The organism is Hymenobacter baengnokdamensis (assembly GCF_008728635.1).
Classification (GTDB): domain Bacteria; phylum Bacteroidota; class Bacteroidia; order Cytophagales; family Hymenobacteraceae; genus Hymenobacter; species Hymenobacter baengnokdamensis.
The window spans coordinates 742,189-765,920 of record NZ_CP044285.1 but is presented as its reverse complement, the minus strand read 5'-3'; the positions used below and the strand labels follow the sequence as shown (position 1 = coordinate 765,920).

The 23,732-nt window shown below is 61.0% G+C and carries 24 protein-coding genes; 12 read left to right on the top strand and 12 right to left on the bottom strand.

All coding sequences use genetic code 11. The features are described from left to right. Positions 1-3 precede the first annotated feature (3 nt). From F6X24_RS19065 to F6X24_RS03180, 8 genes are all read left to right on the top strand, one after another. Positions 4-165: a phosphoribosylformylglycinamidine synthase subunit PurQ gene (locus tag F6X24_RS19065; protein WP_229725312.1), complete on the top strand. Its 162-nt coding sequence runs from the start codon at positions 4-6 to the stop codon at positions 163-165. Further along, positions 132-887 (top strand): phosphoribosylformylglycinamidine synthase subunit PurQ, encoded by a 756-nt coding sequence (locus F6X24_RS03210; protein WP_229725310.1) that lies wholly within the window; start codon positions 132-134, stop codon positions 885-887. The genes F6X24_RS19065 and F6X24_RS03210 overlap by 34 nt, the downstream gene beginning before the upstream one ends. A 10-nt stretch (positions 888-897) precedes the next feature. Next, on the top strand, positions 898-1,815 hold the full coding sequence (gene purC, locus F6X24_RS03205; RefSeq protein WP_151086542.1) for a phosphoribosylaminoimidazolesuccinocarboxamide synthase: 918 nt from the start codon (positions 898-900) through the stop codon (positions 1,813-1,815). Positions 1,816-1,907: 92 nt separating this feature from the next. After that, the gene (purD, locus tag F6X24_RS03200) at positions 1,908-3,200 is read left to right on the top strand and encodes a phosphoribosylamine--glycine ligase (RefSeq protein WP_151086540.1); all 1,293 of its coding nucleotides are present in this window, start codon (positions 1,908-1,910) and stop codon (positions 3,198-3,200) included. 3 nt (positions 3,201-3,203) lie between these two features. Further along, entirely contained in the window at positions 3,204-3,800 is a 597-nt protein-coding gene (gene purN, locus F6X24_RS03195) for a phosphoribosylglycinamide formyltransferase (protein ID WP_151086538.1), read from the top strand. Between the two features lie 69 nt (positions 3,801-3,869). Continuing rightward, on the top strand, positions 3,870-5,366 hold the full coding sequence (gene purF, locus F6X24_RS03190) for an amidophosphoribosyltransferase (protein ID WP_151086536.1): 1,497 nt from the start codon (positions 3,870-3,872) through the stop codon (positions 5,364-5,366). Between the two features lie 175 nt (positions 5,367-5,541). Next, positions 5,542-6,639, top strand: a complete 1,098-nt coding sequence (locus tag F6X24_RS03185) for an AIR synthase-related protein (RefSeq protein WP_151086534.1) — start codon at positions 5,542-5,544, stop codon at positions 6,637-6,639. A gap of 21 nt (positions 6,640-6,660) precedes the next feature. Beyond that, entirely contained in the window at positions 6,661-7,284 is a 624-nt protein-coding gene (locus tag F6X24_RS03180) for a hypothetical protein (RefSeq protein ID WP_151086532.1), read from the top strand. Between the two features lie 70 nt (positions 7,285-7,354). On the opposite strand, the gene F6X24_RS03175 is transcribed toward F6X24_RS03180, so the two are convergent. The 4 genes from F6X24_RS03175 to F6X24_RS03165 all read right to left on the bottom strand — a co-directional run bounded on the left by F6X24_RS03175 (position 7,355) and on the right by F6X24_RS03165 (position 9,984). Beyond that, positions 7,355-7,834: an RES family NAD+ phosphorylase gene (locus F6X24_RS03175; RefSeq protein ID WP_151086530.1), complete on the bottom strand. Its 480-nt coding sequence runs from the start codon at positions 7,832-7,834 to the stop codon at positions 7,355-7,357. Between the two features lie 68 nt (positions 7,835-7,902). Continuing rightward, a complete protein-coding gene (gene parS / locus F6X24_RS03170) occupies positions 7,903-8,436 on the bottom strand; it encodes a type II RES/Xre toxin-antitoxin system antitoxin (RefSeq protein WP_229725308.1) in 534 nt (177 codons plus the stop codon). Positions 8,437-8,491: 55 nt separating this feature from the next. Next, positions 8,492-8,731, bottom strand: coding sequence for a hypothetical protein (locus tag F6X24_RS19300; RefSeq protein WP_317132510.1), 240 nt, complete (start codon positions 8,729-8,731; stop codon positions 8,492-8,494). Next, a complete protein-coding gene (locus tag F6X24_RS03165) occupies positions 8,698-9,984 on the bottom strand; it encodes a nicotinate phosphoribosyltransferase (protein WP_317132509.1) in 1,287 nt (428 codons plus the stop codon). Before F6X24_RS03165 ends, F6X24_RS19300 begins: the two co-directional genes overlap by 34 nt. Positions 9,985-10,087: 103 nt before the next feature. Between F6X24_RS03165 and F6X24_RS03160 the strand changes: the two genes are divergently transcribed. Then, entirely contained in the window at positions 10,088-10,777 is a 690-nt protein-coding gene (locus F6X24_RS03160; RefSeq protein ID WP_229725307.1) for a DUF1345 domain-containing protein, read from the top strand. 57 nt (positions 10,778-10,834) lie between these two features. Here F6X24_RS03160 and F6X24_RS03155 read toward each other — a convergent pair whose 3' ends face one another. Next, positions 10,835-11,749: a DUF72 domain-containing protein gene (locus F6X24_RS03155; RefSeq protein WP_191906435.1), complete on the bottom strand. Its 915-nt coding sequence runs from the start codon at positions 11,747-11,749 to the stop codon at positions 10,835-10,837. A gap of 345 nt (positions 11,750-12,094) precedes the next feature. Between F6X24_RS03155 and F6X24_RS03150 the strand changes: the two genes are divergently transcribed. Further along, positions 12,095-13,087 (top strand): septal ring lytic transglycosylase RlpA family protein, encoded by a 993-nt coding sequence (locus tag F6X24_RS03150; protein WP_151086526.1) that lies wholly within the window; start codon positions 12,095-12,097, stop codon positions 13,085-13,087. Positions 13,088-13,457: 370 nt separating this feature from the next. Here the strand turns inward: F6X24_RS03150 and F6X24_RS03145 are convergent, their stop codons facing one another. The 5 genes from F6X24_RS03145 to F6X24_RS03125 all read right to left on the bottom strand — a co-directional run bounded on the left by F6X24_RS03145 (position 13,458) and on the right by F6X24_RS03125 (position 19,328). Beyond that, positions 13,458-13,694 (bottom strand): hypothetical protein, encoded by a 237-nt coding sequence (locus F6X24_RS03145; RefSeq protein WP_151086524.1) that lies wholly within the window; start codon positions 13,692-13,694, stop codon positions 13,458-13,460. 110 nt (positions 13,695-13,804) lie between these two features. After that, positions 13,805-15,379: a DUF1501 domain-containing protein gene (locus F6X24_RS03140; RefSeq protein WP_151086523.1), complete on the bottom strand. Its 1,575-nt coding sequence runs from the start codon at positions 15,377-15,379 to the stop codon at positions 13,805-13,807. 100 nt (positions 15,380-15,479) lie between these two features. Next, positions 15,480-17,198, bottom strand: a complete 1,719-nt coding sequence (locus tag F6X24_RS03135; protein WP_151086521.1) for a DUF1800 domain-containing protein — start codon at positions 17,196-17,198, stop codon at positions 15,480-15,482. 279 nt (positions 17,199-17,477) lie between these two features. Beyond that, entirely contained in the window at positions 17,478-18,629 is a 1,152-nt protein-coding gene (locus F6X24_RS03130) for a S1C family serine protease (RefSeq protein WP_151086519.1), read from the bottom strand. 102 nt (positions 18,630-18,731) lie between these two features. After that, positions 18,732-19,328: an RNA polymerase sigma factor gene (locus F6X24_RS03125; protein WP_317132508.1), complete on the bottom strand. Its 597-nt coding sequence runs from the start codon at positions 19,326-19,328 to the stop codon at positions 18,732-18,734. A gap of 113 nt (positions 19,329-19,441) precedes the next feature. On the opposite strand from F6X24_RS03125, the gene F6X24_RS18845 reads away from it, so the two are divergent. After that, on the top strand, positions 19,442-19,759 hold the full coding sequence (locus F6X24_RS18845; protein ID WP_191906434.1) for a hypothetical protein: 318 nt from the start codon (positions 19,442-19,444) through the stop codon (positions 19,757-19,759). 97 nt (positions 19,760-19,856) lie between these two features. Here the strand turns inward: F6X24_RS18845 and F6X24_RS03115 are convergent, their stop codons facing one another. Then, positions 19,857-20,903: a 5-methylcytosine restriction system specificity protein McrC gene (locus F6X24_RS03115; protein WP_151086517.1), complete on the bottom strand. Its 1,047-nt coding sequence runs from the start codon at positions 20,901-20,903 to the stop codon at positions 19,857-19,859. Beyond that, a complete protein-coding gene (locus F6X24_RS03110; RefSeq protein ID WP_191906433.1) occupies positions 20,900-22,207 on the bottom strand; it encodes an AAA family ATPase in 1,308 nt (435 codons plus the stop codon). Before F6X24_RS03110 ends, F6X24_RS03115 begins: the two co-directional genes overlap by 4 nt. A gap of 91 nt (positions 22,208-22,298) precedes the next feature. Here F6X24_RS03110 and F6X24_RS03105 point away from each other — a divergent pair, with 91 nt between their 5' ends. Further along, on the top strand, positions 22,299-23,699 hold the full coding sequence (locus tag F6X24_RS03105; protein WP_151086514.1) for a sensor histidine kinase: 1,401 nt from the start codon (positions 22,299-22,301) through the stop codon (positions 23,697-23,699). Positions 23,700-23,732 lie beyond the last annotated feature (33 nt).

The following is a 23,732-nucleotide window of genomic DNA, read 5'->3' as shown; positions in this document are numbered from 1 at the left end:
GCAATGCACGAACAACGAACAACGAGCAACGAACAACTCCTTCCCAAAGCCCTCATCCTGACCGGTTTCGGCATCAACTGCGAAGAGGAGATGGCCGCGGCCTACCGCCTGGCCGGGGGGCGCCCACCATCGTGCACCTCAACGAGGTGCTGCACGGCCGGGTGAGCATCCACGACTTTGATATTCTGAATTTTCCGGGCGGCTTTTCGTTCGGCGACGACCTGGGCTCGGGCGTGGTGCTGGCCAACAAGCTGCGCTACCGCCAGACCGGCGCCGCCGGCCGCACGCTGCTCTCGGACATGCGCGAGTTTGTGGCCGCCGGCAAGTTCGTACTCGGCATCTGCAACGGCTTTCAGGTGCTGGTGAAGCTGGGCCTGCTGCCCAACCTGGGTGGCAACTTCGAGCCCGAAGTGACGCTGACGCACAATGCCTCGGGCCGGTATGAGGACCGCTGGGTGCGCCTGGTGGTGAACCCGCGCAGCCAGACGCCGTTCCTGCACGGCCTCACTACCCTGGAAGTGCCCGTGCGCCACGGCGAAGGCCGCCTGGTAGTGCCCGACGCGGCCACCCGCGAGCGCCTCGTGGCCCAGGGCCTCAACTGCCTGACCTACGCCGGCCACGACGACCTCGAAACCGGCACCTACCCGCTCAACCCCAACGGCGCCGACCTCAACTGCGCCGGTCTGACGGACCCGACGGGCCACATTTTCGGCCTCATGCCGCACCCCGAAGCCTACCTGGCCGGCTGCAATCACCCCGATTGGGGAATGAAAAAGCGCCGCGGTGAGCTGAAGGACGAAGGGGAGGGCCTGGCCATTTTCAAGAACATAGTCGCGCATCTGCAGCATCGGGCGCAGGAGGCTGGCGCATCCGTCTCCCACGCTTAAGTTACTTGTTATGAATACGCTTCCGTATTTCGCTACCCCCCAGCTTCAGCTTTTGCACCGCGGTAAAGTCCGCGACAGCTACCGCATCGACGACCACACGCGCCTCATCATCGTCACCGACCGCCTCTCGGCCTTCGACTCGGTGCTCGATACGGCTGTCCCTCACAAGGGCGCGGTGCTCAATGGCCTGGCTAACTTCTGGTTTGAGAAGACCGCCTACATCATCCCCAACCACGTCAAGGCGCTGGTCGATGCTAACGCCATGCTGGTGAAGGAGGCGCAACCGATTAAGGTAGAGATGGTGGTGCGCAACTACCTCACCGGCTCGATGCTGCGCGGCTACCAGCAGGGCCAGCGCACGTTCTCGGGCGTGACCGTGCCCGACGGCCTCACCAAGCACCAGCGGTTTCCGGCGCCCATCGTAACACCGACTACCAAGGAAGAGTCGGACCGCGAAATCACCCCCGCCAACCTCGTGCGGGAGGGCTGGGTAAGCCAGGAGCTATACGATAAGATGGCCGAGAAGGCGCTGGAGCTGTTCAAAGTTGGCTCCGACTTGCTGGCGTCGCAGGGTATCATTTTGGTCGATACCAAGTATGAGTTTGGCCTGCTCAATGGCGAGCTGATGCTGATTGACGAAATCCACACGCCCGACTCGTCGCGCTTCTGGAGTGCCGCCGACTACGCCCAAAACCCCGAAGGCGCCGAGCAGATGGACAAGGAGTACATCCGTCAGTGGCTCATCGCCAATAAGAAAGACGGGGCCTACCCCCGCGCCCTCACCCCCGAAGTAACCCAGGAAGCGGTCAACCGCTACCTCGATATTTACCAGCGCATCGTGGGCCAGCCCCTGGCCACGGCCGATGACAAGGAGGACGTAACCGAGCGCCTGACCCGCAACCTGGTAAAGGCCGGATTACTAAAGTAGCCATATCGTGCAGAGCTAAGAGCGAAAAAAGGGAAGTTTACGGCTTTCCTTCGGCTACTCTGTGAAACTCCTTTTTCTCTCTTTTAAACGCTGTGCGAACTTCCACCACCCAACTCGTCCTCCTCGGCTCCGGTGCCCGCGAGCACGCCCTGGCCACCAAGCTCCGCCAGGATGGCGCGACCGTGCACGTGCTGCCCGGCAACGCGGGCATTCCCGGCAGCGTGGCTAGCATCAGTGCCACCGATTTTCCGGCCATCCAAAACTTCTGCCAGGAGCACGGCATCAAGCTCATCGTAGTGGGGCCGGAGGCGCCGCTGGCGGCCGGCGTGGCCGATTATTTCCTCAATACCGATATCCGCGTGTTCGGTCCGCGCCGGCAGGCGGCTACCCTCGAAAGCTCGAAGGTGTGGAGCAAGGACTTTATGCGCCGCCACGGCGTGGCCACGGCCCGCGCCTGGAGCTTCCGCAGCGACCGCCTGGCCGAGGCCCAGGCCAGGGTGGAGGAGCTGGCCGGCCAGGTAGTGGTGAAATACGATGGCCTGGCCGCCGGCAAAGGCGTGTACGTGTGCAGCTCGGTGGCCGAAGCCACGGCCGCGCTCACTGAGCTGCGCGAGCTGCACGAAGGCTGGTTTTCGGTGCTGCTCGAAGAAAAGCTGACCGGCCCCGAGGTCAGCCTCATTGGCCTGACCGACGGCAACCGCATCCGGCTGCTTGCCCCGGCGCAGGACCATAAGCAGCTGCTGGCGGGCGACGAAGGTCCCAACACCGGCGGTATGGGGGCCTACTGCCCGGTGCCGTTTCTGGACGATAACTGGCTGGCGGCCATCCGCAAGGATATCATCGACCCCACGCTGCGCGGCCTCCAGGCCGAGCCGTTCGACTTCATTGGCTTCCTCTACTTCGGCGTGATGCTGACGCCCGATGGCCCCAGGCTGCTCGAATACAACGTGCGCCTCGGCGACCCCGAGGCCGAGGTGATTTTACCCGCCCTGGAGTCGAGCCTGCTCGACCTCATTACCGCTACCCTGGATGGCAGCCTGGCTCAAACGGTGGTGAAACAGCGTTCCGGCGCGTTTGTGGGCCTGGTGCTGGCCTCGGGCGGCTACCCGGCGGCGCAGTTTCCGACCGGCTTTCCCATTCACGGCATCGGCAATCAGGGCCGGGGTGCGCAGGTGTTCGTGGGCGGCGTGAAGCCGGGCGACAAACCCGGCGAATTGCTCACCAACGGCGGCCGGGTGGCGGTGCTCGTAGCGCACGGCCCCGACCTGCCCACCGCCGTGCAGCTCGCCTATGCCGAGGCCGAGCTCGTTTATTTTCAGGATAAATACGTGCGCCCCGACATCGGCCAGCGCCCCACGCCGCAGCTCACAACGAGCGCTTATTAACTGATGGCCCAACCCCTTGCTCGTCTTGCCATTCTGCTCTCCGGCCGCGGCTCCAACATGCTGGCGCTGGCCGAAGCGGTGCGCACGGGCCCTTTAAAAGGGCTGGCCGAGATAGCGGTAGTGTTCAGCAACGACCCGGCCGCGCCCGGCCTCGCCGCCGCCGCCGCCCTGGGCCTGCCCACGGCCAGCCTCAGCTCGCGCGGGCGGCAGCGCGTAGCATTTGACGAAGAAGTAGTTGAAATATTAAAAAATTACCATATTAACTACGTGCTGCTGGCCGGCTACATGCGGGTGCTGTCGCCAGCCTTCGTGCGGGCCTTTGCGGGGCGCATTCTCAACATCCACCCCGCCGATACGCACCAGCACCAGGGCCTGCACGCCTACGAGTGGGCCTTCGATAACCACCTGGCCGAAACCAAGATAACCGTGCACCTCGTGGATGAAGGATTGGATACCGGCCCCATTCTGGCCCAACGCGTTGTAAATTTGAGAGGTGCCGTTACCCTGGCCGAAGTGCAGCGCCGCGGCCTGGCCGTAGAGCACGCTCTATATGCCGAGACCCTGGCCGATTTAATCAGGAGTACGACTCTTCCCAACTGACCTCTTAAATATTTTATTCTGCTGGCCCTTCCCGGCTCGTAACTTTAAACTCATAATTTCTAACTAGATATGTGTGGCATTGTAGGTTTTCACGGCCCCGAGCGGGTAGTAGCTGATATGATTATCGGCCTCACCGCCCTGCAGCATCGGGGGCAGGATGCCGCCGGCATTGCCACCTTCGATGGCGATGCCTTCCACTTGCACAAGGGGCAGGGTTTGGTGAACGACGTATTCAAGCCCAAGCATATCAAGAAGCTGACCGGCAATACCGGCATCGGGCACGTGCGCTACACTACGCAGGGGGCCAACGACTCCGATCTGGCGCAGCCCTTCACTACCAGCTACCCATTTGGCCTGGCAATGGTGCACAACGGCAACGTCATCAACTTCCGCGACGTGGCCAAGCTGCTGCACGAGAAGTACCACGTGCTGCCCAAAACCACCAACGACCTGGAGCTTATCATGTACACCTTCGCCTCGGAGCTGCGCGTGAAAGACCTCGACCGGCTGTCGGTAGTCGATATTTTTGATGCTGTAGAGACAACCCAGGAGCTGGTAAAAGGAGCCTATGCCACCGTTACCATTATCGCCGGCCACGGCCTGCTGGCGTTTACCGACCCGCTGGGCATCCGGCCGCTGGTGCTGGGCCGCCGCGATACGCCCGCCGGCCCGGTGTATGCGTTCGCTTCCGAAAGCACCTGCTTCGACTACCTCGACTTTGAGTTTGTAGAAGACGTAGGTCCCGGCCAGGCCGTGTTCATTGATAATGAGTTCAAAGTTCATTACAAGAATAAGAATACGGTCCCCAAAGCATTCTGCGTATTCGAGCAGATTTACTTTGCCCGCGAAGACTCTACCATTCACGGCCGCCTGGTGGCCCGCGAGCGCGTGCGCCTGGGCAAAATTCTGGCCCGCAAGGTGGCCGATGCCGGGCTCAAGCCCGATATGGTGATTGATGTGCCGTCATCGGGCTACTTCTCGGCCTCGGGCCTGGCCGAGGCCATTGATGTGCCCTACCGCCGGGCGCTGGTGAAAAACAACCACATGGGCCGCTCGTTCATCGTGCCCACCCAGGCCGGGCGCGAAGATGTAGTGAAGAAAAAGCTCAACCCCATCCGGGCATTCGTGGAAGGCAAGAAGGTGGCGGTGGTCGACGATAGCATCGTGCGCGGTACCACCTCGCGGCGCATCGTGCGCCTGCTGCGCGAGGCCGGTGCCACCGAAGTGTATTTCATTTCGAGCGCGCCGCCCATCGTGTCGCCCTGCATCTACGGCATCGACATGGCCATGAGCACCGAACTGATTGCGGCTAACTATTCGGAAGAAGAGATATGCCGCTACATCGAGGCTGATAAAGTTATCTACCAGGACTTGAGCGACTTGCAGGACTTGTTTGCCGAGGAGCGCGGCCACGGTGGCTCGTGCTTCGCCTGCTTCACCGGCAAGTATCCGACCGGCGACGTAACCCGCTACCTGCGCCACATTCAGGAGGAGCGCCAGAGCCACCGCCCCGCCAAAGCGGCCGCCTCGGTGAGCGCCAAGGCCCCCGCGCCGACCGAGCATTAAGCTAGGGATGAAACGTCCTTACGGGCGCCTCACCCCCGGCCCCCTCTCCAAAAAGGAGAGGGGGAGCCAGCCAGTTTTAAATTATAAGTAATTAACCCTATTACCCTACGCCGTCTGGCTCCCCCTCTCCTTTTCGGAGAGGGGGCCGGGGGGTGAGGCGCCCCGCACGCTCCGCATGAACAACGCCCAAACTCCCGACGCCGGCTATTCCATCGACCTCGGCAATGCCGCCTCGAAAAACGCCTACAACTGGTCGAAAAAAACGTTCGCTACCCGCGCTGGCCTGCCCGGCGAGCCCGCCCGCGACCTCGACGGGGGATTTAGCAACGAAATCCGCTTCGGCCAGGAGCGCCTGGGCATCAGCTCGGATGGCATCGGCACCAAAATTGAGCTGGGCGAGCGCCTCGATAAGTACGACACACTCGGCTACGACCTGGTGGCCATGACCGCCGACGACCTCATCGCGGCCGGCTTCGTGCCCACCAACCTGTCGAATATCATCGACGTGAACACCCTCGACTACGACGTGGTGGACGAGATGATGCGCGGCCTGCACGACGCCTGCCAGTTCGCGAAAATCGCCATCACCGGCGGCGAGATTGCCGAGCTTGGCTCACGCATCGGCGGCTTCCCCGGCGCCCGCATGAACTTCAACTGGTGCTCCACGGCCATCGGCGTGCTGCACCCCAGCCTGGAGCAGCCGCTGAGTGGCGCTCACGCCCAGGCCGGCGATGCGGTGGTGGCCCTGCGCTCACCCTCGTTCCGGTCCAACGGCTACTCGCTGGCCCGCAAGACCTTGCAGCGCCTCTTCGGCGACAACTGGCACACGCAGCCCTACGACGGCCCCGACGCCGACCAGTACGCTACCTGGGGCGCGGCCCTGCTAGCCCCCTCCCTCATCTACTCGCCCGCCCTCACGGCGGTGCTCGACGCGGGCCTGCCCCTGCGTGGCGCGGCCCACATCACGGGCGGCGGCGTGGCCGACAACTTCAAGCGCGTGCTCAAAAACGGCCTCGGCGCGGTGCTCGACAACCTTTTCGCGCCCTTGCCCGCCATGCAGCGCCTCTGCGAAATCGGCGGCATCAGCCCCGAAACCGCCTACCTCTACTGGAACATGGGCAACGGCATGCTGCTCGTCACGGCCCCTGAAGCCGCCGAAGCCCTCGTGCAGAAGCTCGCCCAAAGCGGCTACCAGGCCCAGCTAGCCGGCTACCTCACCGCCGAGGCGGGCGTGACGCTGCGCGTCGCGGCGGGGGAGTTGAAGTACGTTTAGAGTTTTGCTTACATTGCGAGCATGTTTACAAAAGCACTGCTCTCGTTAATTCTGACGTTTTCAGTAATTAGTACCGCTAATGCTCAAGTAATAGCTGGTAGTAATTCTCTTTTCAAATTGTTAGCCGGAAAAATCGATTATGTAATGCTAAAACCAATTAATCCTAAAGAATGGGGAGACCATTGGTTGATACCTGATGATACTATAAGTCATTCGGATGACCGATATGGATATAAGCCCTTTGAGAAATTAGGTGTTGGTGTTAAAATATTACGAGAGATGCTGGCTAACAGTCAGCAGGTTGATACTACGGAGTGGACATTGCAAGAACTTGGTAATGTAGTGTTAATTGAGAGGCGCGATGCCTATTTAAGTATGCGGCAGGTGCTTGCAAACCTTACGCTTGCTAATAAGGCAGAAGTCAAAGATTACCGTAGGCTTATTCGCCGTTTTAATAATACCAATTCTCCCGACCGCGATATTTATCAGGTTTCAAGACCTGTTTTTGATAATTCAGGACGTTATGCAGCCGTGATAGTAAGCCACGGAGCCTCAGGACTTAGCGGTGGTGGGAGATTAGTTATTTTTGAAAAAAAGCAGGATGGTTGGTATCAAATAGGGATGCCCAAGCGCTGGGCATACTAGGTATTTTTCTACGCCGGCCGCACCGGCCGCTTCGCCAGCATGAGCTGCGTGCGGAACTCGTAAAACGATTCTACGGCCGTAACCGCTCATCAAATATTAGTGGCGCCACCGGAACTACCTGCACCTGCGGCATCAATGGGTGCTGCGGGTTGAGCAGGATGTTGCGACTAGGTGAGTTGGGTAATATCACAGAGGGCACGGAGAAGCCGACGTAGGAATTTCCGGGTTGCAGGCGCGGCAGCAGGAAGAGGGCTAATTCTGTGGGGGCGGGTTGTTGCTGCCAGTCGGGTGGTAGGTCGGCTTCAGCTATTACTTCGATGGCTGCATCGGGTACGGAGATGGTAATCAGTACGTAGGGCGGCAGGTCGCTGAATGGCGTGCCATCGAGATGCACCAGTACTTCGAGTAGCGCTAGTTCGGGCGAAGCGGAGGTGTACACCAGCGGTACACCTTCGGGATTCCAGCGGCCGCCGTATAAGCGGGCGCCTTCGCCGCTAAGGGCGGAGGCGGCAAAGCGTTGCGTTTGAATGCGGTAAACGTGCTGCGGCATTAAGCAGAGTAGATTCTACTCAAAGGTAGGTGGTCTTTTTCAGCCGCTTATTTGATGCTGTTAGCTGTCTAACTATACACACCATACGCTATACGCCCCAATAATTGGTCTACTACCCGAAAGCCGGTTACGGTATCCAGCAGCTGCAAAGGCGACTGCTGTTGCAGCAAGGGTAGTGGCCGACGTAGCCAGCGGTTGAATTTACCCTGGTCTTCAAATACCTCTACCCCGTGGTTGGTCAGGGCTTGTAGCAGCAACAACCGCTCCGCCTGGGCTTTGGTAAAGGCCAGCGTTTTCTCAGAGGGCTTGGCACTGAGCTGCCGGGCAAAAGTCCGCTCGGCCGTTGCCAAAACCAGTGCCATTTCGTGCAGCGTCATATCCAGCTTGGCCGCCAGTTGCCGCACATGCTGTTGCCCGGCCTCCAACGACCACCCGGTGCGTACCTGTTCCACAAAGCGCACGCCGGTAGCAGTAGCTACGGGTATCGACGTGACCGTATCGCGTACTGCTGGGGTAGCAGCGATGCGATTATCTGGCTGTGAGCCAGCATGGCCGCCTATAGATGCAGAAGCTCCGCCAATGTGATGCATAGTCTTTGCCAATTAGCGCTAAGGTAGCTGCCAATTGGCAATACAACGCTGACCACTGGAAGATAGTTTACGCCAGCCGCACCGGCCGCTTCTCCAGCATCAGCTGGGTGCGGAACTCGTGGAGCGATTGTTCTAAGCCAACCGGGTAGGTGTGCGGGTTGAGGTAGCGGCGGATGCTGGGGTCGAGGCTGGCCACTTCCTGGCGGGCGTGGGCGCGGCTTTCGGCCAGGGTGGGCAGGGGCTGCACGAGGCGGCCCTGGCGTAGCACCGAGGTTAGCAGGTCGCGGAAGGGGGCGCCGGGGTGCACGGGGCGGCGGCGCGTGAGGTCGGCGGGGTCGATGATGGTCGGGGCGGGGGGAGTGCTTCGGCGGCCACGTTGTAAATCATGTCGGCGCGGGGCTGGCCTGCCTCGCCCAGGTAGCGGCGCACCTGCAAGATGCCGGGGATGCTGGTTTTGGCCTGCTGCTCGGAGAGCTTGATGGTGAAGTCCCAGCCCTGGCCGTCGGCGGTGCGCAGGGCGGCTAGCTTGTACACGCCCCCGAGGGCGGCCTGGTTGTAGGCCGTCACGAGCTGGGTGCCCACGCCCCAGGTATCGATGCGGGCGCCTTGCTGCTTGAGGTTGAGGATGAGATTTTCCTCCAGGTCATTGCTGGCTACGATGCGCACCTTTGTCAGGCCGGCGGCGTCGAGCAGCTTACGCGCCTCTTTCGATAAATAGGCCAGGTCGCCCGAGTCGAGACGGATGCCGCCCAGCTCGTGGCCCTGCTGCCGCATTTCGAGGGCTACTTCGATGGCGTAGCGCACGCCGTCGAGCGTGTCGTAGGTATCGACCAGAAATACCGAGTCGTCGGGAAAGGCGTCGGCGTAAGCGCGAAAGGCGGCTACTTCGCTCTCAAACGTCATCACCCAGCTGTGGGCGTGGGTGCCGCGCACCGGGATGCCGTAGCGCTGGCCGGCCAGCACGTTGCTGGTAGCATCGGCCCCGCCGAGGTAGGCGGCGCGGCTGGCGCCGAGGCCGCCATCGGGCCCCTGGGCGCGGCGCAGGCCGAATTCCAGCACGGCATCGTCGGGGCCGGCGGCGTCGCGCACGCGGGCGGCTTTGGTAGCGATGAGCGTCTGAAAATTGACCAGCGTAAGCAGCGCCGTTTCCACCAATTGCGCTTGCAGCAGCGGGCCCTGCACGCGCACCAGCGGCTCGTTGCCAAAGACTACCGTGCCCTCGGCCACCGCGTCGACATCGCAAGCAAATATCATGTTTTTAAGATATTCGAGGAAATCGTCGGGAAATAGCCGGCTGCCCTTGCTGCCAGTCAGGCTGGCCAGGTAAGCAATGTCGTCGTCCGAGAAGCGCAGATTTTCCAAATAATCGACGGCCAGTGCCAGGCCCGCCGCCACGGCGTAGCCGCCATTAAACGGTGCCTTGCGGAAGTAGAGGTGAAACACGGCTTCACGCTCGTGCAGGCCCTGCTTCCAGTAGCCATAGGCCATGGTTAGCTGGTAAAGGTCGGTGAGCAAGGCCAGCGAGGGCTGATAAAGGCCGGAGAGGGGCGCGTCGTTCATGAGCGCAAAGCACGGCTAAAAATCGCAACTAAAGGCCGGGTGCAGGGCCTGCCGCTACCAACTGCTCATCTCGTTGCCACGCCTTGCACCTTAACTTGGCAGCGTGAATACTTCTTCTAATTCGTGGTCGCTGCTGCGTTGGATAGGCCACCTGCCGGCAACCGGCCGCCTGTTGGCCGCGCTGGTGGTGGGCGCAATAGCCTGGGGCGTAAGTCCGCTCCAATTCCATTCCTTGGCCCGGCTCGTAATAGGATGGGACGCTTTCGGCCTGACTTCCCTGGCGCTCATCTGGATGGGCATGTACACGGCCGATGCTGACCGCATCCGCGCCGTAGCCGCTTCCGAAGATTTGAGCCGCGCCGTGAGCTTTGTGTTTGTGCTGGTAGCCGCCGGCGCTAGTCTATTGGCCGTCATCGTGTTGCTCAGCACCAGCCACGGCCTGAGCCCGGCTGCGCTGGCCCGGCACATTGCCCTTAGTAGTGTGGCCGTAGCCGTTTCGTGGCTGCTGGTGCATACCGTGTTTACGCTACGCTACGCGCATATTTACTACGATGCCAAGCCCGATGGCTCCGATGTGGGAGGGCTGCTCTTCCCCGGTGACGACCAGCTGGAGCCCGACTACCTCGACATGGCCTACTTTTCGTTCGTAGTAGGTATGACGGCCCAGACCGCCGACGTCAGCATCAGCGGCCGGGCACTGCGGCGGCTGGCGTTGCTGCACGGCCTTATCTCATTTGCCTTCAATACGGCATTGATAGCCTTGGTAATCAGTGGAGTAGGTGGGGTGCTTTAGGGATTGCCGGGAGTAATGTCGTTTTGTTGCCCGAACGTCATTACTCCCGGTACTCATTCAAAACAGACTGCCCTGCACCTGTTGCGGAATAAGCTTGGGCGGCGCTACCGCAAGGCCGGTTAGCTCGTGCATACGGGCCAGAAAGTGCTGCGCCCAGCTAGGAGCGTGGCGCACATCTTTTTGATGGATAAAAACATAGGCCGTGCGTAACCCTTGCGCGTACCACGCAGCCAGGCACTCGGCCCAGGCGTCGGCGCGGCTGTAATCGCTGGGTATCAGCCCGTGCCCGTTGAAGCGAAGCAAGGCTGTGGGAGTAGTGAGGCGCTGACGCAGCACGTCACGACGGCCAGCCACATCGGTCATAACCAGCGTCTTGCCCAACGCTTCCAGCGTCGCAAATACGGAGTCGGCCAGGGCCAGGTCCGAAAACCAGCGCGGGTGGCGCAGCTCTACCGCCAAGGGCACTTCGGTGGGCCAGTCGAGCAGAAAGCGCTCCAGGCGTGGCAGCAGCTCGGGGCCAAAATGGGGTGGCAGCTGTAGAAAGCAGGTACCCAGGTTGTCGCCCAGCTCCTGCATGGCGCGGGTAAACGTGAGCGTGAGCGCGTCGGTATTGTATAGCTCGCGCTCGTGGCTGATGCTGCGCGGCACCTTAGGACAAAACTTAAAATCGGGTCCTACTGCCTCGCGCCAGCGCCGCACGGTGGCCGCATCCGGGATGCGATAGTGGGTGGTGTTCAGCTCAATGGAGTTGAACTGCTGGGCATAGTAGCGCAGAAAGTCAGGCTCTTTAGCGCCTAGCGGAAAGTAGGAGCCCAGCCACTCCTTATTGGTCCAGATGGGACAGCCTACGTAAAGTCTGCGGGTAGCGGGCGGCTCCGCTTGGGCCCGCGCCAGCACCAGCGTCGTGTCGGGGTGGGAAGGGGGAAGGCGAAAGTCAACGTAGCGAAGGTCGGGCAGGCGGCCAAAATCCATACCCGAAGGTAAGGCGAAATGTGAAAGTCGTGCGGGCGCGATATACAATAGAGTTAGCATTTCTGCAAACGCCGACTACTTTATGGTTCAGGCAAAATGACAAAATCTTATACCCGCCGGATAATCTAATTTTCATGCGATACTTAAAAAAGTGCAATAACCAGCCATAATGTGCCTTCACTAAACACAATTGCAGGTTAACGCGAAGGCTTGTGAGCAGGACAAATACAACTCCTCTTAAAAAAGTACAATCACTCGTAAATGGTAACGTATTTAGTAAGAAGTGGATGCGGTTTTTAGCTGGTCACGCCTTACATTCGGTTTGTTCACCATCTACCCAAGCGCATGACGCTTACGCGACCAACCTTTCTCTCTACCTCTTTTCTGCTACACTGCCTTTGCTGGCTGGTGCTGGGGGCTGGACTGGTATTGCCGGCAGCCGCCCGTACGCACCGCGTGCATGCCCTGCATCATCGTCACCTGCGTCGTCACATCTACATTTCCCGGATGTTGCCGACCATCATTCCTATTGCCCGTGAGGGCTTTACGACCGTATTACGGGGCCGGGCCTCGTGGTATAGCCGGCGCTTTCAGGGGCGGCGCACCACCAGCGGCGAGCGCTACAATCGCCACGAGTACACCTGCGCTCACAAAACCCTGCCTTTTGGCACCCGTTTGCGGGTAACCAACCTGAATACCGGGGCGTCGGTCGTGGTACGCGTTACCGACCGCGGGCCTTTCCGCCACCAGCGGATTATGGACTTATCAGAAGTAGCGGCCCGGCCGCTGGGTATTGTAGAGGCTGGCGCGGTTACCGTAGTGGCTGAGATAGTGTCGGCCGCCACGCCGCTGGGCGTGGCCGAAACGCCCGATAACCTGGCTGCGCTGCGCGGCAGCGACCCGCACCCGGAAGCCCCGTTCACTGCCTACCAGCTCGCGCAGCCGGCAGCCGCAGCCCCTGCCGCGCTGGCTGCCAGCGCCGCGCCAACTACCGAAGCAGCCTCCGCTAGCCAGCCGGCCCCCCACTTTGTAGTGCAGGCCGGCACGTTTGCCGACGCGGCCAATGCCCGTGCGGTGCAAGCCCATATCTTGTCGCTCGACCAGACCCTACCGGCCCAGGTAGTAACCGAGGTAATTGACGGTCGCACGCTCAGCCGGGTTATCATTGGCCAGCTCGACAGCTGGCTGGCTGCCGAAACCGTGCGCCGCAACCTCCAGCTGTGGGGCGTTGCCGGGCTCGTACGCCAGGTATCATCGCCGGTTAACGACGTTACTGCTGCTACGGGTAGTTCTATCGCCAGCGCTGCTCCGGTTGCCGTTACGGCGCTCCAACACTAATTCGTAAATAGTTGCGGCAGCCAATTTGCTGTTTGCTATGCGGTTAGCACGTGCCTGCTAATGCCTTTCAGCACAGCCGTACAGTAGTCCCCAAGTCGGGGTAGGGGGCGGGCTATCCGCTCGTCGGGCGCGCCAGTTGTTCTTAAGAAGAGCAGCCGGCCCAAAGGCGGCAGCCCGCACCAGCCGACCTACGAACCATTCTGGCTTTGTCAGGCTTGCGGTAATATATGAAAAATAATATATTTTGCCAGTGACGTTTGCCCGTTGCTAAGGTTACGTACCTGGCGGCCTCCATCCAACACAAAAGGGAGTCATTTTCTACATAGAAAATGACTCCCTTTTGTGTTGGGAAACCCAGGATTTCGGCCAATTATTCTTCCGAGGCGCGGTTAATGACCACAATGGCCACTACGGCCAGGGCTGCCACGCCGAGAACCAGCTGAGTAGGCGTAAAATTTTTGGATGCCTTGCGCAGCAGGGTGCCGCCATTTTTGAGCAGGTCATCCATGTGTTCCGATTTGCCCTGAAATACATTCACAGCCGCTTCAAACGTACGGGCAATGTCTTCGGGTAGGATTTTTTCGATTTGTTGCAGCTGGTCAGCCATGAGAAAAGCGAGTGAGTGGTGAGTTGGTTGGCACGGCCGGTATTCAGCCGTTAGGAGCTTCTACGGAAAAAGCCGTTGGGCGTTCCTGTGTAGCTTACTAATTACTTAGCTTATTCTGCCACTACCAGCACCAGCGAGCTGCTGCGGCTGCCCTCGCGCACTACGCAATGATAAGCGCCGGGAACCAGGCCGCGCACTACTACCGGCAGGTGCTGAGGCCCGCGGCCCAGCGTACGGCCATCAACCACGCGGCTTATCTCGCGGCCCAGGCCGTCGAGCACTACCAACTGCACCGGCTCGCCCTGGCTCTCGAAAACGACGGTAGCCTGGTCGACGGCCGGGTTGGGATACACACTGAAACCCGCCACCGGATTAGCACTGACTGTGGCCAGGGCATTTGACTTGATAACCGGCACGTAGGGAAAGCTCTGACCAAACAGTTGGTTGAGCGTAGTGGGCGTTACCTGAAACCAGTCTTTGAGAATACTGGTGTACACGCTACGGAAGTCGACCTGCATGGGCACGTTGTCGTTGACACCGGCGTTGGCGGGTAGCTGCGGATTGGGGCCATACACGATGGGATTGGCCTGCGAGCCAAACACAATGAGCGGCGCCGCCGCGCCGTGGTCGGTACCCAGCCCCGAATTAGCCTTGATGCGCCGGCCAAACTCTGAAAAAGTCATCCCGATTACCCGGTCTTGCACGCCCAGCCGCCGCAGGTCGTCCTGGAAGGCATTAATGCCATCGGCCAGCTTGCCCAGCAGCGTGGCGTGCGCGCCGGTAGTGGTGCTGCCCGTGGCCGGCACCTGTAGCGAGTGAAGGTCGAAGCCGCCGAGCTGGCACACATAAATGCGGGTGCTAAGGCCACCGGCTACGAGCTGCGCCACTATTTTAAGCTGGTCGGCAAGCGTATTCTGGCCGGTAGCCGGGTAGAGTGGCGATAGGTTTTTGGCTTTGGCGGCCGCGGCCTGAATGGTAGTAGTGTACAGTTGCGTCTGGCTCACTACCTCGCGGATAAATGCCAGCTCGTGGCCGGCCGAGGTTGGGGGCACGGCATCCGTGCCCCCGCTAAGGAGCTGATAGAAGCTGGTGGTGCTGGCAATGGCCATGCCCATGTTTACCGTGGGGCCCTGTACGCAGTTGCTCACGACCGAGCCAATGCTCACAGCCAGTGGGTCGGGATTCTGCGCGCTGGGGTAGCCAGTGGGGTAGTTTGGAAACTCGCCGTCGAGGTAGCGCCCGCCCCAGCCGGTAGTCCAGACCACATCGGAGCTGGAGCCCGACGTCCAGATGTCAGTGGCCCGAAAGTGTGAAAAGTTGGGATTAGGATAGCCCACGCTTTGCACCACACCCAGCTGGCCATTCTGAAAAAGCTGCTGCGCCGTAGCCATCGCCGGGTGAATACCCGTCGCGGCTGTCAGGGGTAGCACCTGGTTTTGGGGTAAGGCCAGGTTGGGCCGCGCCGCCATGAGGGCCGGGTACTGGTCGACGGGGATAATCATGTTCAACCCGTCGTTGCCCCCTTGCAGCTGCACGATTACCAATACCTTATCAGTAACCGTAGCGGCATTGGTAAGGGCTGCCAGCTCGGGCGAGTAGCCGTAGGCTCCGATAGGAAAGCCGCTGAGCAGGGCTACGCCCGTAGTGGCAGCGGTAGTAGTATGAAGAAAGTCGCGGCGCTTCATAAAGTAGGAGGTGGGGCTGGCCCCCGCCCGTCGCTAAAACGGTTAAATGGAACGACACTCAGCCGGGTCATTCGCGCGGCCGGGCGGGGCAAGCCACGCCCTACGATAGTTGATACTCAGCCAGGCCAGCGAGCGCCCGCGCCATGGCCGAAAGCCGGCCCGCCACGGTGTTACGCTTGACCGTATTGGTAGGAGCGGCCAGGTACTGGTTCCACTCACTGGTCCACTCAAAATCGGGCAGGCCAGGCAGAAGCGCACTTTTCAGAAAATCCAGCTGATTGGTCGTGAGCACAATAGGAACCATGAGCTGGGCAAACTCGGCAATGACGAGGTTGGGGTTCTGGGCTGTGGCGGCCGGCAAGGCCTGCACCCAGGCTACCAGGTCGGCCTTGAGGGTAAAGCCATTGCGGGTGTAGCCAGCGGTGCTCAGGAAAAGGTCGGTGGCCTGGTTGCGGCGGGGCAGCGTCACGGCATTTATCCACAGCTCGTGGTACTGCGGCGTCTGGTAGTAGGCAGCCCAGCCCGCTACGTTGGGCGGGTCGCCGAGCGGCTGCTGTTGCAGGTAAGCCGTTGAGTACAGCTGCTCCCACATGCCGTACTGGGCTATCGGACTACTAGCTGGTGGAAATGCCAGCTCAAACTGCCGGCATACCCCGACGGTAAAATCCAGCGGGCTTTTAATCAGGCAGCCCACGTTAGCCACATCAAAAAAATGCTGCGAGCCGAGCAGCGCCCGCAGCACCGGAGCAACGTCGAAGTTATTCTGCACCAGCAGTGTAGCCAGGGGCTGAATGATGTCGCTTTCTGTCTGCGCATCAATAACATAATAAACAAACCAGCGGTAGAGCTTGCGTACCAGGAACGCGGCCGTCGAGGACTGGAGGAAAATCAAGTCAATCAGGTCCTGATACTCTGAGGCGCCGTTGGGGGTAATGCGGGCGTTGCCGAAGGCGCTGCTGAACTGCTTGGTGCTGGTATCGTGGCGGCTGGCCGTAAAATAGCCGGCTACGGTGGCAGGGTCGTCGCGCCAGCCGGTCAGGACTTTAGCCGCCGCCTGCACGTCGGCTTCGGTATACGTGGTGTAGTTGCCGGCGCCAATAAGCGGCCCTTTGCCTAGCGTAAACAGCTCCATTAGCTCGCGGGCGAAGTTCTCGTTGGGCGCGCTGGCGGTGCTGGCGTTACCATTAAGGTAGCGCAGCATGGCCGGGGTGATGGTAATAGCTTTCGTAAGCTGCCGGATGTTGCCCAGCGCGTGCTGCCGCAACAGGCGTACGTACTCGTAGCCATACTGTGCGCTGTTGATGGTACTAAACTCGATAACGAAGTGGTTGTGCCAGAATAGCGTCATCTTCTCGTTTAGCGACACCCCCTGCATAAGCTGCTGGCCCAGCCACCAGTCGCGCAGCGACGTTCGGCGCGCGCCCTCCAGCGTCTGGTCGAAGCTCTGCCCCACCCAGGTTTGGCCGATGGGTACAGTGGTGTCGAGCGCATTCACGTTGAGCGGCGCGGCGGGCGCAGCCGGCACAGTCAGGAGGCCATCGAGCACCAGCGCCAGCGTCGAAGCCGCCGCTGCCTGGATTTCGCCCCGCGTCGGCCCAAACAGGCAGCGGCGCAGCAGATGCGCGGCCTGGTCCGGGCCCCAGGCCCCGCTATAAGGGGCCAGCGTAGAGGAAGTAGTGCGAGCCGGCAGCTTTTTATTGGCAAACGGGCTAACGGTTTCGGGGGGGCGGCAATCAGGGCTTCGGCCGCAGAAGCTGGGTCTGGAAGCGGCGAATGTTTTCGGAGAAAAGCTCGGCGGTTCATAAGCAGCGGCGAACATGCGTTTACTGCCTAAAGATACTGGCGACGGTTGAGGGTTTAATCGCTGACTAACAATTTTTTATTTGCCCGCTAGAATGCCCGCGCCCGGCACCCCTGGTGAGGAGAAGCCGAAGCACTCAGGCAACTGAGTGCCCTGGCTCAGCCAGCTTCGGAAGGCCGGCTCCATCGGTAGTGTTACCGCGGTGGCGCCGACCACCGCATTCATCGAATAATACAGCAAAAAAGCCTCACCAAAAGATGAGGCTTTTAGTAACCAGCAGAAAAAAGAGAGAAAAGGTTATTCGTACACTTTTACCACGAACACAAAGTCCTGCAAGCGCTTTACTTGCTGGGCGCGGGCCGCTCCGGTCAGCTGGTTGGTGCGGGGCAGGTGGTAGGGCTGCACGGGCTGCCGGTTTTTGAGCGAATCGACGAGGCGCACCAGGTACGACGACTTGGTAGCGAAGGCGGCGCTCTGAGCGTCATCCTGCCGGCCACTGACTACCCCGATAAGGTTGCCGCGCTCGTCGAGCAGCGGGCCGCCCGAGTTGCCGGGGTTTACCGGAATACTCACCTGGTAGAAAGCCGTGTCGCCGTTGAAGCCCGAGCGGGCGCTAAGCGCACCCTCGCCGTATACCACGTCTTCGCGGGGGTAGCCCAGTGTATATACCTTTTCGCCTATGTCTGCCTGGCCGCCCTTGAAGGTGTAGGGTAGACGGCCAAAGCCATCGAACTTATCATCCTTGATGCGCAGAATGGCCAGGTCGTGCTTCACGTCGGAGTACACCGTTTCGGCGTGGTAGCGCTGGTGGTCGCGGCCTTCAACCAGCAATGAGTCAGCTCCTTGAATAACGTGCGAGCTGGTAACGATATAGCCATCAGCCGTAAGGGCGAAGCCCGTGCCGCTGAATTTATTTTCCCTGACCGCCGCTGCCGGGGCTCCGCCCAGCTTGGCCGTGATATCGCGCTGGCCCTTCTTCAGCTTATCAATCTCGCGAGTCAGCACGGTGTAGCCATACTGTGAGGGCCGCACTTGGGCAGCGCGCCACCACTCCAGCCCCAGCAGCGTGCTGAATACCGCCAGCACGGCCACCGAGGCTGCCACGCCTACCGTGGCGCGGTGCCCGCCCCAAAACTCGCGCAGCTTGCGCTCGGTGCGCGAAATGCGCAGCATTGGGTTTACTGAATGCGTGAGTGGCGCGGCAACCTCGGCAGCCGGAGTAGTTTCGGCGGCCAGCATGGCCTCGTGCAGGGCGCTGATTGTCTGGCGGGTGCGGCGGCGCTCGCCGTAGGCATGCAGGGTGCCCGTCAGCTCCACATACTCGGTGTAGAGCTGCTGCAGCCGGGGCTCGGCCCCAAGCCGGGCTTCCAGGCTGGCCCGCGCACCAGCCGCCAGCTCACCGCGCTGATAAGCTTCGAATAAGGCGTAGTAATCGGCTTCGGTTTGCATTAGGTGGTTGTCAAGTGCCAGCTGTCCGTTGTCCGTTGTTGGTTATTGGTTTCTGAGTTCTGCGAAACTGGTAACCGACAACTGATAACGAGCAACTAACAATCAAGCTTCTTTATAGCTAGCAAAAAATAACTTCTTCAAGCGTGCTAAGCACTTGTATTTCTGGGTTTTGGCGGTATCGGCGTTGGTATAGCCGTGCTCCGCCGTAAGGTCGAGCATCGATTTTTCGAGCAGGTAAAAGCCTTCGAGCAGCGAGCGGCAGGGCTCACCCAGATGAGTAAGCGCCTCGCTCATGGTGGCAAAGCGCCGGTCGCGCTCTTCAGCTTCCTGCAAGTCGTCTTCGGCCCCGGTGTTGAGGTAAGGGCCGTACTCTTCCTCGTCGAGCAGGCGCACACCGTGCAGCCGGCTCTTGGTGGTGAGGCGCTTGAGCCACAGGCGGCGGCACACGGCGTAGAGGTAGGTTTTAATCTGGCAGCTCAGCTCCAGCGAGCCCTCGCGTACCTTCTCATAAAAAACCATCACGCCTTCCTGATACACGTCCCGGGCATCGTCTTCCGAGCCGCTGTTTTGCAGCACGAAATGCGACACCATCGGCCAGTGCAAGCGGTAGAGCTGACTAAGGGCCCGCTCATCGCCACCCTGAATGGCTCGGATGAGGTGGGCATCGGCCGCCAGCGCCGTAGTGCTATCCATGTTCATTCGCTTCGGGGGTTAATGCCACAAGCTGGCATTTGTAACCCAACATAAATTTTTAAAATTTTTTTCGAATGCCTGGGTTACCTGGCAGCCGTTCGAGGATAAAGGGCAGATTTTTGTTAAATCCCTTTCAAATTTACCCCAAGATGAACAACCTGCTGAAAGTATCTGCCCTGTTCCTGGCTGTAGGCCTGGCTTCGTGCGAGTCGAAAACCGCTACGACCGAAACTACTACGACTCCTGCTACCACCGAGGCTACCTCGACCACCAGCACCGACTCGACCGCTACCACCACGGCTCCCGCTGCTGGCGCTGATGCTACTGCTGCTCCTGCTGCTGGCGCTACCACCACTGGTGCTGCTACCACGGCTCCTGCTGCCGGCGCTGCTACCACTACTGGCACCAGCACCACCACGACTGAAGTTAAGAAGTAATTACGGCCGGGCTTAGCCCGGCGTAGTTTCTGGTTTGAAAGGCCTGCGCAGCAATGTGCAGGCCTTTTTTCTGTTGAGTAAGAAATTTTTGCTCAACTCATTCTTCCTGGATGAGCCGCAGCAGCGCGGCCGCTATGGCGGGCCAGGGCTCGTGCAGATTGAGGGTAACAATTCGGACCGGGTGGCCGCCCAGCGTGTAGCGTACATTGACTACTGCTGTGGGAGCGGGACCGGCAGGATAAAGCAGTATGCCTTCGAGCTGTTGGCCAGGGGCTGGCTGCAGGTTTTGCAGATAGGCATAGAGCTGGTATAAATGAGGGGCAATAAGCCGCTGCTGGTCGTAGCGTGGGCGGAGCGCGGCGGCGTAGTACTTGGTATCGAGCACTATTTTGCGGCTAGGGCTATCCAGCGTAGTGTCGGTGAGCATGGTGGGCAGCAGGGCCAGGTCGGGCGTATGGGCCGCTTCGGCCTGCCACCCGATGGTTTCGGCAAACACCCGGTAGCGGCGCTGCTCGCGGCGGTAAAAATTGCGCACCGCCTGCTCAAAAATGCGGGCCATCAGTCGCTCATCGCGGCGAAAATCGGTGAAGCGGCCCCGGCTCCCCGCAGCCGGAGCCGGCAGAGAAGTATCATAAATCAGCTCGCAGATATGCAGTAAAAATGCCTCGGCCGAGGCCAGCCGCTGACGGCGTAACGCCGGAAACAGCGCCGCCGACGGAGCCAGAGGCTGCACGCTCGCCGGCAGGCGGCGGCGTACCCGGCTCACCTCGCGGCGCAGCGATAGCGCCAGGCCGGGGTGCGGGGCCAGCTGCGCCAGCGTGCCGGCGAGCAGCTGGTACACCGGCTGGTTGGCGCTTAGCTCGTCGTAGCTGCACACGGCGCGGCCCTGAGGCAACAGCCCCCGTCCGAGCGTCGGAGCCAGCTCGATGCGCCCGCGCAGCTCACTTACTTCCTGCTGCGTAGTCGTAAATGCCAGCGGCAGGCCGGTGCGCAGCAGTTGGCGGGTGGCGTGCAGCAGCATTTGCGTGAGCAGCTCCAGCGGGCGATGAAAGGGCGCCGCCTCGCTGGCTTGCAGCACGGCCGGCTCGGGCAGGCGCTGCCAGGCGTAGCAAAGCAAGTAATAGAGGGTGGCCAGCGGAATCATGCGGGCAGAGGCCAGTCGTGCAGCAGCTTACGCAGCTGAGTAGCGGCTTTGTCAGGCTGCTCGCGCCAGTAGTCGGCCAGCAAGGGGCCGATTTCCTGCTCAAAAATCAGTCGCAGCCACTCGCTGGCCTCGGCAGGCTGCCTGGGCGGGGTACAGAAATAGCTGTGGCCTACCGCAAAGTCGGGGCCTAGCTCAGGGTCGGTGGCAATCACCTGGTTGAGAGCGGCCATGCGCTCAGTAAGCAAGTCGATAAGGGTTTTCGGAATAGCTGCTTTTTCTACTATACGCCGCAGGGCCTCCCCAAACTGCGGCTGCATGGCCACAAAGGCAAAGCGACGGCGCAGGGCGTAGTCGAGCGGGGCCAGCGAGCGGTCGGCCAGGTTGAGCGTGCCGATGACATAAAGATTGGCCGGCACAAAAAAGCGCGGCGCCTCGGGCGGCGCGTAGGGTAGGCGCAGGCCATGCGCCAGCCCGCGCTTATCGGGTTCCAGCAGCAGAAGCAGCTCGCCGAAAATACGGGCTACGTTGCCCCGGTTGAGCTCATCAATCAGCAAAAAATATGGGCGTTCGGGGTCGGCAGCCGCACGTTGGCACAGCAGCGGCAATATGCCCGGCACCAGCCCGAACTGTCCCTTGGCCCCCGGCCGGAAACCTAGCATAAAGTCTTCGTAGCCATAGCTGGGATGAAACTGCACCAGCTCAATGCGCTGCTCATCGCGGGCACCCAGCAGCAACCAGGCCAGGCGGCGGGCCAGGTAGGTTTTGCCGGTGCCGGGCGGCCCTTGCAACAGCAAGGCCTTGCGGCGCCGCAGGCCGGCCAGGGCAGCATCCAACTCATTTTCAGAGATAAATAGCTCGGCCAGCGCCTCCGGCCGGGTATAAGCGGGCGCAGGTGCAGCGTACGCCAACGTGGGCTCGGCTACGGCCGAAGCCCCGTTTTTGATTGGCGTAGCCGGACCGGTGTACAGGTCTTCGGCCTGTTGCTCAGCGGCCTGGCCCTGGTCGTGCGAAGAGCCGGCGGTAAGAACAGGGCGCTTGGCGGCAATGGTAAAATCGAGAGCTTCGAGCAGCGCATTGGTTGGCTGGCCGGCCGGGTGAGGCCAGCGCGCCTGCGGGTCGGACTGCGCTAGGCGATAAGCCAGCTCGGCTACGGCGCGGGGCGGATAGCGGCGGCCCCGATACAGCAGCTCATACACCGTGCTCGGGGGCAGGCGACGGCCTTCGCGCTCTACCAGCCGCAGGGCGCGTAGTACTTGCTCGCGGGTGAGAGAGAGGGCTGGTGGGGTAGAAGAGACGGTGGTCACGGTGCAAAAGAACAGCTGTTGCGAAGCACTTACGCGGGTTGCCGCTGCCGGGTGCCGGCGACTTCAACGGCATTGGGTAGTTACTTTGGGTATGGCTCAGCAACTTCCTCCCGACCCCGCCGCGCTCAGTGGCATTATTGCGTTTCAGGGCCTGCCCGCCGACGTGCTTGACTGGCTGCTGCAAGCGGGTGAGTTGCGCCAGTATGCCGATGGGGAAATACTGGTGCAGGCCGGCGACCCGGCCGATGTGATGATAGCCGTAGTAGCAGGCACAATGCAATATTACCGCCTCGACAATGGCCGGCGCGAGCCGATTTTTCGTATTGAGGCCGGCTATCTTAGCGGCGTGCTGCCTTATTCGCGGCTACAAGTATTTCGCGGGCAGGGTGTTGCGGTAGGCAACACCAAGCTGTTCTTGCTGCCGCGCACCCAGTTTCCGGCCCTGGAGCAGGTAAGCCCCGAGCTGGTGCAGCGCCTGGTAGCCGTGATGAGCGACCGCGCCCGCGACGAAGTGCGGGGCCAGGAGCGCGACGATAAGCTGCGTGCCCTGGGCAAGCTGTCGGCAGGCCTGGCCCACGAGCTGAACAACCCCGCGGCAGCTATTGCCCGCGCATCGGCTGCCTTGAACGAGGCGCTGAAAAAAAAGCCCTTTTTGCTCACCAACCTGCTGGCGGCCTGCCCGCCCGCCGAAGCCGTAGCCGCTTTGCTGAACTACGGCGGCCTGCCCGAGGCGGCGCCGGTGCGCTCGGCCCTAGACCGGGCCGACTGCGAAGACGAGCTGGCCGATTGGCTGCAAGCTCAGGGCTGCCCCGATGGCTTTGCCCTAGCGCCCGGCCTGCTCGATGCCGGCTACACCGCGGCCACCCTTACCCCGCTGGTGGCGTCGCTGCCCGCGCCGGCGCGCCCGCCCGCCCTGGCCTGGTTCGAAAGCCACCTTTCCGCGCTGCGCCTTACCCACGACATTCATGAGGCCAGCCAGCGCATCAGCACCCTGGTGGGCAATGTTAAAACCTACTCGCACATGGACCGCGCCGGCGGGCGCGAGCTGCTGGTCGTAACCAGCGGCTTAGATAGCACGCTTAATATATTTGACCACGCCCTGCGGCAGAAAAACGGCAAGCTCATCCGTACCTATAGCCCCGATTTGCCGATGGTACTGGGCGAGGCGGGTCAGCTTAATCAGGTGTGGACCAATTTGTTGGATAACGCCATTGATGCCCTGCCCGCGAGTGGTGGCGTACTTACGGTGCAGGCGGTAAAGGAAGCCGATGGCGTTTGCGTCAGCATTATCGACAATGGCAGCGGCATTGCGCCCGAAGTGCTGGCCCATATGTACGAGCCCTTTTACACGACTAAGCCCGCCGGCGAAGGCAGCGGCCTGGGGCTTGATATTGCCCGGCGCATTGTGCAGGAGCACGGCGGCCAGCTGGAAGCCAGGTCGGAGCCAGGCCGTACCGAGCTGGCGGTATGGCTGCCGGGCAAGGTAGCGTAATCAGCAACCTGCCCGAAAAGCAACTATTATGCA